The sequence below is a fragment of the Zeimonas arvi genome (genome assembly GCF_008039575.1).
Taxonomy (GTDB): domain Bacteria; phylum Pseudomonadota; class Gammaproteobacteria; order Burkholderiales; family Burkholderiaceae_E; genus Zeimonas; species Zeimonas arvi.
The window spans coordinates 60,223-75,860 of the sequence record NZ_VDUY01000006.1; the positions used below are offsets into that span (position 1 = coordinate 60,223).

Here is a 15,638-nt window from a genome sequence, read left to right on the forward strand (position 1 = left end):
ACCCCGATGCCCACCCATCCGAACCCGTATCGCCAGGACCTCGACCGCAATCCGGCCAACCACGTGCCGCTGACCCCGATCAGCTTCGTGGAATGGGCGGCCGACGTGTTCCCCGAGCGTTGCGCGGTGATCCACGGCCCGATCCGGCGCAGCTGGGGCGAGATGTACCGGCGCGCCCGGCAGCTGGCCTCGGTGCTGGCCGCGCGCGACATCGGCGACGGCGACACGGTTTCGGCGATCCTGCCGAACATCCCGGCGATGATCGACGCGCACTTCGGCGTGCCGATGACCGGGGCGGTCCTGAACACGATCAACACCCGGCTCGACGCGGCCACCGTGGCTTTCCAGCTGCGCCACTCGGGCGCGAAAGTGCTGATCGTGGACCGCGAGTTCTCGCCGGTGGCGAAGGCCGCGCTGGCGATCAACGCGGAGCAGGGCGTGGCGGCGCCCTTCGTGGTCGATGTCGACGACCCGGTCTACGAGGGGCCGGGCGAGCGGATCGGCGAGATCGAGTTCGAGGACTGGATCGCCGCCGGCGATCCGGCGCACGCGTATGCGCTGCCCGCCGACGAATGGGACGCGATCGGCCTGAACTACACCTCGGGCACCACCGGCGACCCGAAGGGCGTGGTCGTCCACCATCGCGGCGCCTACCTGAACGCGGTGGGCAACGTGCTGTCGTGGGCGCTGCCGCGCCACCCCGTCTACCTGTGGACGCTGCCGATGTTCCACTGCAACGGCTGGTGCTTTCCGTGGACGCTGCCGGCGGTGGCCGGCACCAACGTGTGCCTGCGCCGCATCGACGCGGCGCTGATCCTGGGCCTGATCCGCGAGCACCGGGTCACCCACTACTGCGGGGCGCCGATCGTGCACGGCACGCTGATCAACGCGCCGGCCGAGCTCAAGGCGGGCATCGACTGGGCGGTCAAGGCGATGGTCGCGGGCGCGGCGCCGCCGGCCGCGATGATCGAGGGCATGGAGCGCATGGGCTGGGAGGTCACCCACGTGTACGGGCTCACCGAGGTCTACGGCCCGGCGTCGGTCTGCGTGAAGCAGGAAGCCTGGGAGTCGCTCGACCTGGCGGGCCGGGTCGAGCAGAACGGCCGGCAGGGCGTGCGCTACCAGGTGCAGCAGGGGCTCACCGTCGTCGATCCGGAAACGATGACCGAGGCGCCGCGCGACGGCGAGACGATGGGCGAGGTGGTGTTCCGCGGCAACATCGTGATGAAGGGCTACCTGAAGAACCCGAAGGCGAGCGCCGAGGCCTTCCGCGGCGGCTGGTTCCACACCGGCGACCTGGGCGTGCTGCACGCCGACGGCTACGTGAAGCTGAAGGACCGCGCCAAGGACATCATCATCTCGGGCGGCGAGAACATCAGCTCGATCGAGGTCGAGGACGCGCTGTACAAGCATCCGGCGGTGCTCGCGGCGGCGGTGGTGGCCCGGCCCGACCCGAAGTGGGGCGAGACGCCGCTGGCCTTCGTGGAACTGAAGGCCGACCGGGTGCCGGCCACGCCCGAGGCCGAGCGGGCGCTGGCCGACGAGCTGCTGGCCCACTGCCGCAAGCACCTGGCCGGCTTCAAGTGTCCGCGCGAAGTGCGCTTCGGCGAGGTGCCCAAGACCTCGACCGGAAAGATCCAGAAGCATCTGCTGCGGGCGAAGGTCGGTTCGGCCGGCGCCATCGGCTGAACCCCGACGGGCGCGGCCAAGTACAATCGCGCCCCATGCTGAAGGAACAGAAATCACGCCTGGCCGCGCTCTTCGCGCAGGCCGCGAGCGAGCTGGCCGCGCGGGCCGGCGTCGAACAGGCCCAGGTCGCCGCCGAGGTCACCCTGGAGCGGCCCAAGCAGGCTGCCCACGGCGACCTCGCCTGCAACCTGGCGATGCAGCTGGCGAAGCCGCTGAAGGCCCCGCCGCGCAAGATCGCCGAGCAGCTGGTCGAGCGGGTCCGCGAGCTGGACCGCGACTGTTCGACCGACGACGGCGCGATCGCGCCGCCGCACACGCAGGCCGCGATGATCGAGGCGCTGGAGATCGCCGGACCCGGCTTCATCAACATCCGCCTGCGCGACGACGCCAAGCGCGCCGCGGTGCCGCAGGTGCTGGCCGATGGCGGCGCTTTCGGTCGCGGCACGCGCGGCGCAGGCCGCCCGGTGATCGTGGAGTTCGTGTCGGCCAACCCGACCGGGCCGCTGCACGTGGGCCACGGCCGGCAGGGCGCGCTGGGCGATGCGCTGTCGGCGCTGCTCGAGGCCGACGGCTGGACGGTGACCCGCGAGTTCTACTACAACGATGCCGGCGCGCAGATCGACAACCTGGCGCGCTCGGTGCAGGCGCGCGCGCGCGGACTGACGCCCGAGGACCCGTCCTTCCCGGCCGACGGCTATCGCGGCGACTACATCGTCGACATCGCGAACGACTACCTGGCGCGGGCCACGGTGTCGGCCGAGCGGGTGCCCGAGGTGACCGGCGCCGGCGACCCGGAGGACCTGGAGGCGATCCGTCGCTTCGCGGTCGCCTGCCTGCGGCGCGAGCAGGACCTGGACCTGCGCGCCTTCGGCGTGCGCTTCGACAACTACTACCTGGAGTCCTCGCTGTACGCCGACGGCCGCGTGCAGCAGGCGGTCGACACCCTGGTCGCCGCCGGCAAGACCTACGAGGACGGCGGCGCGCTGTGGCTGCGCACCACCGGCTACGGCGACGACAAGGACCGCGTGATGCGCAAGTCCGAGGGCGGCTACACCTATTTCGTCCCCGACGTCGCCTATCACGTCACCAAGTGGGAGCGCGGCTTCCAGCGCGCGATCAACATCCAGGGCTCGGACCACCACGGCACGATCGCACGGGTGCGCGCCGGCCTGCAGGCGCTGGGCGTGGGCATTCCGGCGGGCTATCCGGACTACGTGCTGCACAAGATGGTCACCGTGATGCGCGGCGGCGAGGAGGTCAAGATCTCCAAGCGGGCCGGCTCCTACGTGACCCTGCGCGACCTGATCACCTGGAGCGGCGAACAGCGCGACGAGGCCGGGCAGGCCACCGGCAGCGACGAGCAGCGCGGCCGCGACGCGGTCCGCTTCTTCCTGATCTCGCGCAAGGCCGACAGCGAGTTCGTGTTCGACGTGGACCTCGCCCTGTCGCGCAGCGACGAGAACCCGGTCTACTACGTGCAGTACGCGCACGCCCGGCTGTGCTCGGTGCTGGCGCAATGGGGCGGCGATGCGGACGCGCTGGCGGCGTCGGCCGCGGACGGACGAATCGACCTGTCGCCGCTGGCCGCGCCGCGGGAGTTCGCGCTGATCGCCCGGCTGGCCGAGTTCCCGGAGCGGGTTGCCGAAGCGGTCGACGAACTCGCGCCGCACGCAATTGCGTTCTATCTCAAGGATTTAGCGGCCGAAGTTCACTCTTACTATAATGCCGAGAGGTTCCTCGTCGACGACGAGGCGCTCAGGAACGCGCGGCTGGCCCTGGTGCTGGCTGCGCGTCAGGTGCTGCGCAACGGGCTGGCGCTGATCGGCGTGTCGGCCCCCGAGAGGATGTGATGGCGAAGACCCGAAGGCAGCGTGGCCAGCTTGGCGGAACGCTGTTCGGCTTTCTCGCGGGGCTGGTGCTGGGCCTTGGGATCGCGGTGGTGGTGGCGCTGTTCGTGACGCGCGCCCCGGTGCCCTTCGTCAAGAAGGCGCACCGGGCGCCCGAGAGCGTGACCGCGCCGCGCAACGGCGAGGCCCTGCCCGACCCGAATGCCCCGCTCGGCGCGCGCACGCGGGAAGGCGATGGCGCGGCGCCTGCGGTCGCCCAGCCGCCCCAGCCCGCGCCCCAGGCACCCGCGGCCGGCGCGCCGGTCGCTCCCGGCGCGCCGGCCGCGCAGCAGCCGGCCCCGGTGGCCGAGGGTTTCCTGCTGCAGGCAGGCGCTTTCCGCTCGTCCGACGACGCCGAGGGCATGAAGGCCAGGTTGGCGCTGCTCGGCTTCGAGGCGCGGGTCGTGCCGGCCGATGTCAATGGCCAGCCGATGTACCGTGTCAGGATCGGCCCGTTCGCGAAACAAGAGGATGCGGCCCGTGCCCGCGCCCGCCTGATCGACGGCGGGATCGAGGCCTCGGTGATCCGCCAGCGCTGAACCGCGGCGCCAGGATCCTCAACACAGGAAGAATGCGATGATCGATGACACCCGACGCTCGATGATGCTCGCCACCGGCGCGGCGCTGGCCGCGCTGCCGCTCGGCGCTCTTGCGCAGGCGCCCCGCGAGGGCAAGGACTTCCGCCCGGTGCGCCCGGCCCAGCCCACCGACGTGCCGGCCGGAAAGATCGAGGTGATCGAGTTCTTCTGGTACGGCTGCCCCCACTGCAACACGCTCGAGCCGCTGCTCAAGCAGTGGACGGCGAAGCTGCCCGACGACGTGGTCTTCCGCAAGATCCACGTGCCCTTCGGCGACCGCAACCACCAGCAGCTCTTCTTCACGCTCGAGTCGATGGGCAAGGCCGCCGAGGTCAACGATGCGATCTTCCGCGCCATCCACGTGGATCGCGATCGGCTCGACACGGTCGACAAGATGGTGGCCATGCTGGGCAAGCACGGCATCGACGGCAACCAGTTCCGCGACACCTACAAGTCCTTCTCGGTGCGCACGAAGATGCGCCGCGCCGCTCAGATCGTCGACGCCTACGGGGTCGACGGCGTGCCGGCCATGGCGGTCAACGGCAAGTACTACACTGCGCCGAGCATGGCGGGCTCCAACGGCGCCGCGCTCGCGGTCCTCGACTACCTGATCGAGCTCGAGCGCAAGGCGCGCAAGTGATGCGATGAGCGCCGCCGGCAGCGCGCCCGCGGTCTTCGTGACCGGTGCCTCGAGCGGACTCGGGGCGGCGCTCGCGGTGGCGTACGCGCGCAGGCATCCGGCGGTGCGCCTGGGCCTGCTGGGCCGCCGCGAGTCGGCGCTGGCCGAGGTGGCCGAGGCCGTCGCGCAGGCCTCGGGCGGGCGCGCGTCGGCCATCGCGCTGGCCGCGGACGTGACCGACTCCCGGGCGCTCGCCGATGCGGCGGCGCGCTTCATGGCCGAGGCCGGTGCGCCCGACGTGGTCGTGGCCAATGCAGGCATCAGCGCGGGCACCCTCACCGGCGAGCCGGCCGATGCCGAGGTCTTCCGGCGCATCGTGCAGACCAACCTGATCGCGCTGCCCGACACCTTCGCGCCCTTCATCGCGCCGATGCGCGCACGCGGCAGCGGCGCGCTGGTCGGCATCGCCAGCGTGGCCGGCATTCGCGGCCTGCCCGGGGCGAGCGCCTACAGCGCGTCGAAGGCGGCGGCGATCTCCTACATGGAAAGCCTGCGGGTCGAGCTGCGCGGCAGCGGCCTGCGCGCGATCACGATCGCGCCCGGCTACATCCGCACGCCGATGACGGCGGGCAACCGTTACCCGATGCCCTTCCTGACCGACGCCGACGTGTTCGCGCGCAAGGCGGTGCGGGCGATCGAGGCGGGCCGCGGCTTCGTCGTGATCCCCTGGCAGATGCGCATCGTGGCAGGGCTGCTGCGCGGATTGCCCAACGCGGTCTTCGACCGGCTGTTCGCCCGGGCGCCGCGCAAGGCGCGCGTGGGCGCAGCGGACTGAAGGGCGGCGGCGATGGAAGCCCGGATCGTCTCGCTGGTGCCCAGCCTCACCGAGCTGCTCTGCAGCCTCGGCCTGCGCGATGCGCTGGTCGGCCGCACCGGCTTCTGCATTCATCCTCGCGAGGCGCTGCGCGAGGTGCCCAAGGTGGGCGGGACCAAGGACGTCGACATCGAGCGGGTGCGCGCGCTCGCGCCCAGCCATCTGGTGGTGAACGTCGACGAGAACGAGAAGCCGACGGTCGAGGCGCTCTCGCGCTTCGTGCCCCAGGTGGTGGTCACGCACCCGATCGGCGTCGAGGACAATCTCGCGCTGATCGGCCGCTTCGGCGCGCTGTTCGACCGACGGCCCCAGGCGGCGCTGCTGGCCGACCGCTTCGCCAGCGCGCTGGCCGGCCTGCGCGCGCGGCGCTTCGCGCCGGTGCCGGTGGTCTACCTGATCTGGAAGGACCCCTGGATGACCGTGGGTCCCGATACCTTCGTCGCGCGCATGCTCGCCGAGGCCGGCATGGTCGCCTTGTCGCCGCCGGGCGAGGCGCGATATCCGGTCGTCGGCCTGGACTGGATCCGAGACAGCGGCGCCGCGGCGGTGCTGCTGTCTTCGGAGCCTTATCGCTTCGGCGAGCGGCACGCGCGGGAGCTGGCCGCGGCGCTGGCGAGCGCCATCGCGGCGCCCGCCGATGCGCGGATCGGCGGGCGCCGAGCGCCCGCCTGCCTGACGATCGACGGCGAGATGACCTCGTGGTACGGCAGCCGCGCGATCGAAGGCCTGGACTACCTCGCGACGTTCAGGGAGCGGCTCGACGCGGCGATCGCAGGCCGGCCGGCTTCCGCGGAACCGCAGGGAGAATCAGCATGAACCGACTTCCATTCATCGGGCGCCCGGCCCTGCTGGCGGCGCTCGCGGCCACCCTCCTGCTGGGCGCCTGCGCCGGCCCGCGCGGGCCGGCCGGCACCTCGCGCGGCGGGCCGGACGCCAGCCCGGGCGGCGCGGCCGGGCCCGCCGCGAACTGCGCCCGGCGCGGCGGGGGCTACTACCTCGACGACGGTCCCGGCTGCGAGCCGCCGCCCGACCTGGCCGCGATTCCCGACGCGGTGCCGCGCCCGGAGCCGCTGCTGCCGCGCACCGCGCGGCCCTACGTGGTGTTCGGCCGCGAGTATCGCCCGATGGCCAGGCTGGAGCCCTACAAGGCCCGCGGCGTGGCGACCTGGTACGGCCGGCGCTACCACGGCAACCCCACCTCCAGCGGCGAGCGCTACGACATGTACGCGATGACCGCCGCGCATCCCACGCTGCCGATCCCGAGCTATGCGCGGGTCACCAACCTGCGCAACGGGCGCAGCGTGGTGGTGCGGGTCAACGATCGCGGTCCCTTCCTGAACGACCGGCTGATCGATCTCTCGTACACCGCGGCAGCCAAGCTCGGTTACATCGAGGCCGGCAGCGCTCAGGTCGAGGTCGAGCTGATCACGGAGTTCGGCGAGGCCCCGGCGCAACCGGTCGCGGCCGCGCCGCTTCCCGTGCCGGCGCCCGTCGAGCCACCGGTCGAGCCACCGGTCGAGCGGCTCGCCATGCAGGTCGAGCCGACGCCCGGCTCGCCGGTCCCGCAGTTGGACCGCGGCTACTGGCTGCAGCTTGGCGCATTCGGTTCGGCCGACAACGCAGGCGCCGCGCTGCAGCGGCTGTCCCGGCAGGTGAGCGGGTTGGGCGCGCCGATCGACGTGGTGGCCGATGGCGGGCTCTACAAGCTGCAGGCGGGCCCCTGGCCCACCCGGGAGGCGGCGCAGGCGGCGGCCGAGCGGGTCCGGGCTTCGACCGACCTGCAGCCTTTCGCAACCCGTCGGTAAGTCAGTGCTCGCTGTCGTCCGAGCCCGCTTTACCGGATAGCTCCAGCGCCAGCTGATAGAGCTCCCGGTGCGGCAGGCCGGTGGCACTGGTGGCGACCTTGACCGCCCGGCTGGGCGGCAGCTCTGCGAGCAACGCCGCGAGCAGCCGGCGCGGATCCAGGCTGGCGGAAGTCTCTTCGGCCGCCTCGCCGGCGCCGGCGACCACCAGCACGTATTCGCCGCGCTGCCGGTTCGCGTCGGCGGCCAGCCACGCGGCCGCCTCGCCCGCCGGGCAGCGGTGCACCTCCTCGAACTTCTTGGTCAGCTCGCGCCCGAGCGCCACCTGGCGCTCGGGGCCGCATTGCCCGGCGATCGCCGGCAGGGTGGCGGCGATCCGGTGCGGCGCCTCGAAGAGCACGAAGGGCCACGCCATCCGGGCGAGCGTTGCGAGCCGCTCGTCGCGCGCGCGGGGACGCGAGGGCAGGAAGCCTTCGAAGTGGAAGGGGCCCTCGACCAGGCCGCTGGCCGACACCATCGCGATCGCGGCCGAAGGCCCCGGGATGGGCACCACCGGCGCGCCGGCGTCCAGCGCCGCCGACACGATCCGGCAACCCGGGTCGCTGACCGCAGGCGTGCCCGCGTCGCTCACCAGCGCGACGCGCTGTCCTTGCGCCAGCAGGGCGATCACCCGCTCCGCCGACGCCCGCTCGTTGTGGCGGTGCGCGGCGAGCGTCCGCGCCGACGATCCGGCCCGGTCGAGCAGCACCCGGGTCGTTCGCGTGTCTTCGGCAGCGACCCAGTCGGCCTCGCGCAGCGCCTGGATCATCCGTTCGGACAGGTCGGACAGGTTACCGATGGGGGTAGCCACTACATATAATGTCCCGAAGCCTTCCGCCCCGGCGCGCCCCACGTGGCCGGCATCCCTGATATCGCTCATTTCCGCATCGCAATGACCAATCGCTTCGTTTCGCGTCGCCGCAGCCTGAGCCTCGTCGCGCGGGCCGTCGGCGCCGCGGCCGCGGCGACCGCATTCTCCGCGCTGGCCCAGGACCCCGCAAGCGGCATCGGCCCGGCCTATGGCACGCCGTCCCCCGATCGCGAGCGGATCGGCGCGGGGCCGCCGCGCGTGGCCCTGCTCGTGCCGCCTGCCAGCGGCGCCTACGGGCGCGCCGCGCAGGCCCTGATCGATGGCGTGCGGGCGGCCCATGCGCGCGACGGCGCGGGGTTCTCGATCGAGGTGATCGAGACCGAGGAGTCCGGCGAGTCGCTCAGGGTGCTGTGCGAAACCCTGGCCGGCCGCGAGTTCGGGCTGGCGATCGGGCCGCTCACCCGCAACGCGGTCACGGCGCTGGCGGCCACCGGTCCGCTGCCGCTGCCGGTGCTCGCCCTCAACCAGACCGACGGCGTTCCGCCGCCGCCCAACATGGCGACGTTCGGCCTGGGGATCGAGAACGAGGCCGCTCAGGTGGCCTCCTACGCCTATCGCGACGCGTCGGCGGTGCAGACCGGGCGCCGCCCTCGCGCGGCCATCGTGCACGACGGCACGCCGGTCTCGCAGCGCAGCGTCACCGCCTTCATCGAGCGCTGGTACCAGTCGGGCGGCGAGTACTACGAGGCGGTGCAGACCACCAGCACGTCGGCTGCCGAGATCCGCGACCTGCTGCGCGGGGTCGACGCCGACGTCTATTTCGCCGCGCTGCCGCGGGCCGCGGCCGCCGCCCTGCGTGCCATCGCCGGCAATCGGGTCACCGTCTACGGCACGTCGCTGCTGAACTCCGGCGCGCTGCCCGAGGCGGGCGAGCGGAACTCGCGGATGCCGATCATCCGCTCGCCCGAGCTCGACGGCGTCCGCATCGCCGCCATGCCCTGGCAGGTGCAGCCCGATCACCCCGCGGTGATGGTCTATCCGCGGCCGGCCGAGCTCAACGTCGAATTGCAGAAGCTCTACGCGCTGGGCATCGACGCCTTGCGGCTCGGGCTGGTGCTGCTGGCCGGCGAGACTCGCGCCGATCTCGACGGCGTTACCGGACTGCTCCGGCTCGATCTCACGCGCGACGCGCGCGTCGACCGGCTGCCGCTGCTGGCCGAGTACCGCGACGGCGTGCTCGGCGTGGCCGCGCCGCGCTGAAACATGGCGCCGGCGCGTCCACCGCCGGCCGACCGGCCAGGCGCCACCCGACCGCAAGGCGGACCGGCGTCTGTGAAGCGCTCGCCCACGCAGCGATCTGGCGATGCCGCCGAGGCGCGCGCGCTCGAGTTCCTCGCCGGGCAGGGCCTCTTGCCGGTGGCGCGCAACGTGTCCAGCAAGCTCGGCGAGATCGACCTGATCATGCGTGACCGCGACGAGCTGGTCTTCGTCGAGGTGAGGGCCCGCGCCCGGGCCGACTACGGAGGGGCCGCCGCCTCGGTCGGCTGGGCCAAGCAGCAGCGGCTGCGGCGCGAAGCCCAGCGCTGGCTCTCGTCGACCTACGGCGATCGCTGGCCTGCCTGCCGCTTCGACGTCTGCGCGGTGCAGCCGGGCGGCATCGACTGGATCCGCGGGGCGTTCTGAGCGGCGCGGGGCCGGCCGGTATAATCGTCTCGATGGACTTGCAGCGACGGATTCGCGACCACTTCGAGGACAGCGCACGCCTGAAGCGCGAGGCGGCCGAGGTCCTGGCCGGCCCCATCGCCGAGGCGGTCGAGCTCATCACCGCCGCGCTGGCTTCCGACCGCAAGCTGCTGGTTTGCGGCAACGGCGGCTCGGCTGCCGACAGCCAGCATCTGGCGGCCGAGCTGATCGGCCGCTTCGAGCGCGAGCGGCCCGAGCTGGCCGCCATCGCGCTGACCACCGACAGCTCGATCCTCACCGCCATCGCCAACGACTACGCCTTCGAGCAGGTGTTCGCGAAGCAGGTCCGCGGGCTCGGGCGCGAGGGCGATGTCCTGGTCGCGATCTCCACCAGCGGCAATTCGCCGAGCGTGCTGGCCGCCGCGCAGGCCGCGCGCGAGCGCGGGCTCGCCATCGTCGCGCTGACCGGCCGCGGCGGCGGGCAACTCGGCGAGATGCTCGGCGACGGCGACGTGCACCTGTGCGTGCCGCACGAGCGGACCGCGCGGATCCAGGAAGTCCACCTCTTGATCGTTCACTGCCTGTGTGACGGCATCGACCTCTCGCTGATGGGCGAATGACGCGCGCAGCCGCTACCGAAAGGAGCCTCCGCATGACCTCCCGCGTACGCATCGCCGTTGCCGGCGCCCTCGTCGTTTCCACGCTCGCGATGTCGGGCTGCATTCCGCTCGCGGCAACCGGCGTGGCCGTCGGCACCATGGCCGCGCTCGACCGCCGCACCGTGGGCGCGCAGGCCGAGGACCAGGCCATCGAGCTGAAGGCCCGCAACCAGATCGGCTCGGTGATCGAGCAATCCGGCGGCATCGGCGTGACCAGCTTCAACCGCAAGGTGCTGCTGACCGGACAGGTCGCCTCCGAGCAGGACAAGCGCAACGCCGAGCGGATCGTCGCGGCGATCGACAACGTGCGTTCGGTGCACAACGAGCTGCAGGTGCTCGGCCGTCCGTCGATGACCACCAGCGCCGCCGACACCGCGATCACCGCGCGGGTCAAGACCGCGCTGATCAATGCGCAGGACCTGCACGCGAACACCATCAAGGTGGTCACCGAGTCCGGCACCGTCTACCTGATGGGCCTGGTGAGCCGTCGCGAGGCGGATCGCGCCGCGCAGGTCGCGGCCCGGGTCGCCGGGGTGCAGCGCGTGGTCACCGTCTTCGAGCTGATCACCGAGGAAGAGGTCACCCGGATACACGGCGCGCCGAAGAAGAACTGAAGAGTCGCGCGCGGCGATCGGAATCGCGCGCGAGCTACTGCGGGAATCGCGCGCGAGCCACCGCGCGGTCCGGTCTTGCGCCCTTTTTCCGCCTGATTTCCGCCGCGCCCGCGGACGCTTCGGACGGATGCCGCGGGATGCCCGACGAGCGGTTCGCCGCATGCGCCGCGGCCGACGGACAATTCTCCCGAGCCCCATCACGCCGGGGCAAGGGGAATGCGATAAATGTCCAGCGGTCAGGTCCTGTTCGTCGTGTTGCTGGTGCTGCCGCTGGTCTGGGGCGTGCTGGCCTACAACCGTTTCGTGCTGCTGCGCAATCGCTGCGAGAACGCCTTCTCGCAGATCGACGTGCAGCTGCGCCGGCGGCATGACCTGATCCCCAATCTCGTCGCGGCCACGCGGGGTTACCTCGACCACGAGCGGCGCACGCTGGAGGCGGTCATCGCGGCGCGGCAGCAGGTGGGCGAGGCCAGCGCCGGCGCTCGGTCGCATCCCGCCGACCCGCGCGCGATCGAGACGCTCGAGCGCGCCGAGGCGATGCTCGCCGGCCCGCTCTCGCGACTGCTCGCGCTGGTGGAGTCCTATCCCGAACTTCAGGGCGACGAGACCGTCAGGCGCCTCACCGAGGCGCTGACCACCACCGAGAACCGGATCACCTTCGCGCGGCAGGCCTACAACGATCAGGCAGCCGCCTACAACACCGGCATCGAGAGTTTCCCGGCGTCGCTGGTGGCGGCGCTGTTCGGCTTCGTGCGCAGGCGGATGCTGCGCCCGGTCACTCCTGCCCAGCGCGAACCGGTCCCGGTCGCGCTCTGAGCCCGCCCTTCGAGATGGATTTCTTCGCCCACCAGGATCGGGCGCGGGCCTTGTCCGTGCGCCTCGTGCTGCTGTTCGCCGTCGCGGTGCTCGGCATCGTGGCCGCGGTGAACCTCGCGGCGCTGGCCGGCTGGCACCTGCTGTTCGCGGGCGCTCGCACGCCCCCGTACTTCGTTGCGACGAATGCCTTCGTGGTCCTGCTCATCGTCGGCGGCAGCGCCTGGCTGGAACGCCACCGGCTGGGCGACAGCGGCGCGGTGCTGGCGACGCGCCTGGGCGCGCGGCCGCTCGACGACGCGAACCCGATGCACCGGCGCCTGCGCGACGTGGCCGAGGAAGTGGCGGTCAGCGCCGGCGTGCCGGTGCCCGGCCTGTTCGTGCTGGACGATCCCACGATCAACGCGATGGCCGCCGGCGAGCGGCCTGCGATCGCCGCGGTGATGCTCACCCGCGGGGCGCTGGAGCGGCTCGACCGCGCGCAGCTGCAGGGCGTGGTCGCGCACGAGTTCGCGCACATCCTGGGCGGCGATGCCGCGCTCAACGTGCGACTGACGTCGGCGCTGTACGGGCTCTATTCGCTGCGGCTGGCCGGACGGCACCTCCTCGAGAGCGCGCTCGACCGCGGCCGCCAGGGCAACTCACCCTTGTCGCTGCTCGCGCCCGCGGCCGCCTTCGCCGGCGCGATGGTGTCGGCGATCGGCATGCTGGGCGTGCTGGCGGCGCAGCTGCTGCGGGCCGGCATCGGCAGGCAGCGCGAGTTCCTGGCCGACGCGGTCGCGGTGCAGCTGACCCGCGATCGCGACGGCCTGGGCAGCGCCCTGCGGCGCATCGCCGCGGAGCAGGCCACCCCGGGCGCGGCAGCGGAGCACCGCGCCGCCGACTACGAGGCGCTGGTGAGCCACTTCATGCTGGTGCAGCCCACCGGCGCCGGCGACTGGTTCGATTCCCACCCGCCGCTGGCCGAGCGGATCCGCCGTCTCTATGGCCGCCCGATGCCGCCCTTGCGCGATCGCGCCGCCGCGGTGGAGGTGACGATCCCGGCCGGCCCGGCGCGCGCGTCCGAGTCGATCGGCGCGCGCCTGGTGTCGCACCTGCGCGTGCCGGCGCGGGTGGCGGCCGGCCCTGCCGCTCCCGACGGGGCGATGGGGCAGGGGGCCGGCGCGGCCGCCGGGCCCGGCGGCGAGGACCTGCGCACCGATGTCCTGCGCTGGGCCGAGACCATGGCGATCGCCGCCGACGACCGGCCCGCGGCCGTGCCGCTGTCGGCCACCCCGGCCTCGGCGCTGATCGAGCGCATGCGCACGTCTGCGCTGAACCGCGAGGACGCCGGCCGATGGCTGTGCGCGCTGGTGGCCGGCCGAACCGGGCAGTGCGGCGACGTCGAGAGCGATCCGCGGGTGGCCGCCGCGCTTCGCTGGCTGCTGTCGCCGGCCGGCGCCTCGCTGCGCGTGCCGGTGCTCGAGCTGATGCTTGCGCGCTTCCGGCGCTGGAGCAGCGCGCATCGCCGCGAGATGCTCGACCGCTGTCGCCGCGCGATCGAGCAGGACGGCCGCGTCGAATCGGCCGAGTGGGTGCACTACACGCTGGCCCGGCACCGCCTGCTGCCGCAGACGATCGGCCACGCGCGCGGCGCGGTCACGCACCGGGCGGCGCGCGGCCGCGCCGCGCACAGCCGCGCGCTGGCCGCGCTGTTCGCGATGGCGGCGGCGGTCGGCGAGGCGTCGGCCCGCACCACGCGCGACACGCTGGCGGAGACCGCGGCGTTGCTGGACGTGCCGGCGCCGGCTGCGACCCCCGACCAGATCGACACGGTCGAGCTCGCCCACGCGCTGGACATGCTGGTCACGCTGCCGCCGCTGGACAAGCCGATGCTGCTCAGGATGCTCGCGCGGATGGCGCGCACGCCCGGCGATCCGGATTTCGACGCCTTCCTGCGCGCGGTCGCCGCGGCGATCGACTGTCCGGTGCCGCGCCTGGGCCTCGCGGCGCCGCCCCAGGCCTGCTGAAGCGTCTCCGGGCAGCTCTTTCGAGCGGTCGTGCCCGGGAATCGCGGCGGCCCGGCGATCGGCATTGTCGAACGATCGCAACGACGATCGGGCTTGCGACGCCGTCCGCATTCCGAAATGGCGGCGCGATGCATGCGTTTGCAAGCTGTGGGGATCCGCCTGCCTTGACGCTCGAGGAGCGACGGCGCTAGCCTCGAACAAGGCAGTCGCGGCCCACCGGTCGCCTGCGGAGAAAACCGAGCCCGTCCCGGGCCCACACAACAGGAGACATCTCGATGAAACGTCGTTCGCTGATGGCCGCAGCCGTTGCTGCAGCATGTTCCGGCCTCCTCGCCCAGGCGCCCGCGCAGGCGCAGGACAAGCCGATCCGGATCGGGGTGCCCACCGCGGTCCAGCTCCAGGTCGGCCGCGACACCCAGGAAGCGATCCAGATGGCGATCGAAGACATCAACGCCAAGGGCGGCGTGCTCGGTCGCAAGCTCGAGATGGTGGTGGCCGACGAGACCGAGAAACCCGAGGCCGGCATCAACGCGATCAAGAAGCTGACCGCGGAAGAGAAGGTCGACGTCATGATCGGCGGCTACACCAGCGGCGTCACGCTGGCGCAGTTGCCGCACATCGCCCGCGCGAAGACCATCTACCTGGGCGTGGGCGCGGCCTCGCCGGCGATCACCCAGCGGGTCAAGAAGGACTACGACGAGTACAAGTACATCTTCCGGGTCGGGCCGATCCACGCCGGCCACCAGGCGCGGCAGGTGAGCGGCTTCATCACCGACTTCGTGGTCGGCGAGCTCGGCCGCAAGAAGGTCGCCATCGTCGGCGAGAACGCGAAGTGGGTGCAGGACCTGGTGCCCATCCTGAAGAAGAGCGCCAGCGAGGGCGGTGCCGACGTTCGCTTCACCGAGCTGTTCGACACGCAGACCTCGGACTTCTCGCCGCTGTTCTCCAAGGTGCGCGACTCGGGCGCCGAGTTCATGGTGGTCATCCTGTCGCACGCATCGAGCGACGTCTTCGCCAAGCAGTGGCACGACTCGCAGATGCCCATGCCCTACGGCGGCATCGACGTGAAGAGCATGGACGGCGACTTCTGCGAGCGGATCGGCGGCAAGTCGGTCTCCGAGTTCGCCGCCAACTTCGCGGTGCGCGCCCCGATCACGCCGCGCACCGAGGCCTTCTTCGACGAGTTCCACAAGCGCACCAAGCGCAGCTCGGTGTACACCGGCTTCTTCGCCAACGACTCGGTCTACCTGTATGCCGAGGCCGTCAAGAAGGCCGGCACGACCGATCCGGAGAAGGTGATCCCCCAGCTCGAGAAGACCAGCTACGTCGGCGTGGCCGGCCTCATCGAGTTCGACGAGATGCACGACGTGAAGGCCGGCGGCAAGCATCCGAACCTGCTGTTCGCGCAATGGCGCCAGGACTGCGGCCGCGAAGTGATCTTCCCGAAGGCGATTCGCACCGCCGAGCCGATCATGCCCCCGTGGCTCAAGAAGTGATCCACGCCTGACAGGGCCCGGTGCGGGGCGCCCCGGGGGGCGTCCCGCCGCGCTGTCCCCATGCCG

The 15,638-nt window shown here is 72.2% G+C and carries 15 protein-coding genes; 14 read left to right on the forward strand and 1 reads right to left on the reverse strand.

All coding sequences use genetic code 11. The features are described 5' to 3' along the window. Positions 1–6 precede the first annotated feature (6 nt). Genes FHP08_RS14585 through FHP08_RS18785 form a run of 7 tightly spaced genes read left to right on the forward strand, consistent with a single transcriptional unit; the run spans position 7 to position 7,451 of the window. Positions 7–1,689 (forward strand): acyl-CoA synthetase, encoded by a 1,683-nt coding sequence (locus FHP08_RS14585; RefSeq protein WP_147705227.1) that lies wholly within the window; start codon positions 7–9, stop codon positions 1,687–1,689. 35 nt (positions 1,690–1,724) lie between these two features. Then, entirely contained in the window at positions 1,725–3,539 is a 1,815-nt protein-coding gene (argS, locus tag FHP08_RS14590) for an arginine--tRNA ligase (protein WP_147705228.1), read from the forward strand. Beyond that, positions 3,539–4,114 carry an SPOR domain-containing protein gene (locus FHP08_RS14595; RefSeq protein ID WP_147705229.1) on the forward strand — a complete coding sequence of 192 codons (576 nt, stop codon included), beginning with the start codon at positions 3,539–3,541 and terminating at the stop codon, positions 4,112–4,114. Before argS ends, FHP08_RS14595 begins: the two co-directional genes overlap by 1 nt. A gap of 37 nt (positions 4,115–4,151) precedes the next feature. Further along, positions 4,152–4,793 carry a thiol:disulfide interchange protein DsbA/DsbL gene (locus FHP08_RS14600; protein WP_147705230.1) on the forward strand — a complete coding sequence of 214 codons (642 nt, stop codon included), beginning with the start codon at positions 4,152–4,154 and terminating at the stop codon, positions 4,791–4,793. Between the two features lie 4 nt (positions 4,794–4,797). Continuing rightward, on the forward strand, positions 4,798–5,607 hold the full coding sequence (locus FHP08_RS14605) for an SDR family oxidoreductase (RefSeq protein WP_147705231.1): 810 nt from the start codon (positions 4,798–4,800) through the stop codon (positions 5,605–5,607). Between the two features lie 12 nt (positions 5,608–5,619). After that, positions 5,620–6,462, forward strand: a complete 843-nt coding sequence (locus tag FHP08_RS14610; protein ID WP_147705232.1) for a helical backbone metal receptor — start codon at positions 5,620–5,622, stop codon at positions 6,460–6,462. Beyond that, entirely contained in the window at positions 6,459–7,451 is a 993-nt protein-coding gene (locus tag FHP08_RS18785) for a septal ring lytic transglycosylase RlpA family protein (RefSeq protein WP_147705233.1), read from the forward strand. The genes FHP08_RS14610 and FHP08_RS18785 overlap by 4 nt, the downstream gene beginning before the upstream one ends. 1 nt (position 7,452) lies before the next feature. Here FHP08_RS18785 and rsmI read toward each other — a convergent pair whose 3' ends face one another. Then, positions 7,453–8,367 (reverse strand): 16S rRNA (cytidine(1402)-2'-O)-methyltransferase, encoded by a 915-nt coding sequence (gene rsmI / locus FHP08_RS14620; RefSeq protein WP_147705234.1) that lies wholly within the window; start codon positions 8,365–8,367, stop codon positions 7,453–7,455. A gap of 12 nt (positions 8,368–8,379) precedes the next feature. Between rsmI and FHP08_RS14625 the strand changes: the two genes are divergently transcribed. The 7 genes from FHP08_RS14625 to FHP08_RS14655 all read left to right on the forward strand — a co-directional run bounded on the left by FHP08_RS14625 (position 8,380) and on the right by FHP08_RS14655 (position 15,572). After that, positions 8,380–9,558, forward strand: a complete 1,179-nt coding sequence (locus tag FHP08_RS14625) for a penicillin-binding protein activator (RefSeq protein ID WP_147705235.1) — start codon at positions 8,380–8,382, stop codon at positions 9,556–9,558. A 72-nt stretch (positions 9,559–9,630) separates the two neighbouring features. Beyond that, the gene (locus FHP08_RS14630) at positions 9,631–9,981 is read left to right on the forward strand and encodes a YraN family protein (RefSeq protein ID WP_225879151.1); all 351 of its coding nucleotides are present in this window, start codon (positions 9,631–9,633) and stop codon (positions 9,979–9,981) included. A gap of 32 nt (positions 9,982–10,013) precedes the next feature. Continuing rightward, positions 10,014–10,601, forward strand: a complete 588-nt coding sequence (locus tag FHP08_RS14635) for a phosphoheptose isomerase (RefSeq protein ID WP_147705237.1) — start codon at positions 10,014–10,016, stop codon at positions 10,599–10,601. A gap of 32 nt (positions 10,602–10,633) precedes the next feature. After that, a complete protein-coding gene (locus tag FHP08_RS14640) occupies positions 10,634–11,254 on the forward strand; it encodes a BON domain-containing protein (protein WP_225879152.1) in 621 nt (206 codons plus the stop codon). Between the two features lie 225 nt (positions 11,255–11,479). Beyond that, the gene (locus tag FHP08_RS14645) at positions 11,480–12,070 is read left to right on the forward strand and encodes a LemA family protein (protein ID WP_147705239.1); all 591 of its coding nucleotides are present in this window, start codon (positions 11,480–11,482) and stop codon (positions 12,068–12,070) included. 56 nt (positions 12,071–12,126) lie between these two features. After that, entirely contained in the window at positions 12,127–14,076 is a 1,950-nt protein-coding gene (locus FHP08_RS14650) for a M48 family metalloprotease (protein ID WP_225879162.1), read from the forward strand. A gap of 275 nt (positions 14,077–14,351) precedes the next feature. Beyond that, positions 14,352–15,572: an ABC transporter substrate-binding protein gene (locus FHP08_RS14655; protein ID WP_147705241.1), complete on the forward strand. Its 1,221-nt coding sequence runs from the start codon at positions 14,352–14,354 to the stop codon at positions 15,570–15,572. Positions 15,573–15,638 lie beyond the last annotated feature (66 nt).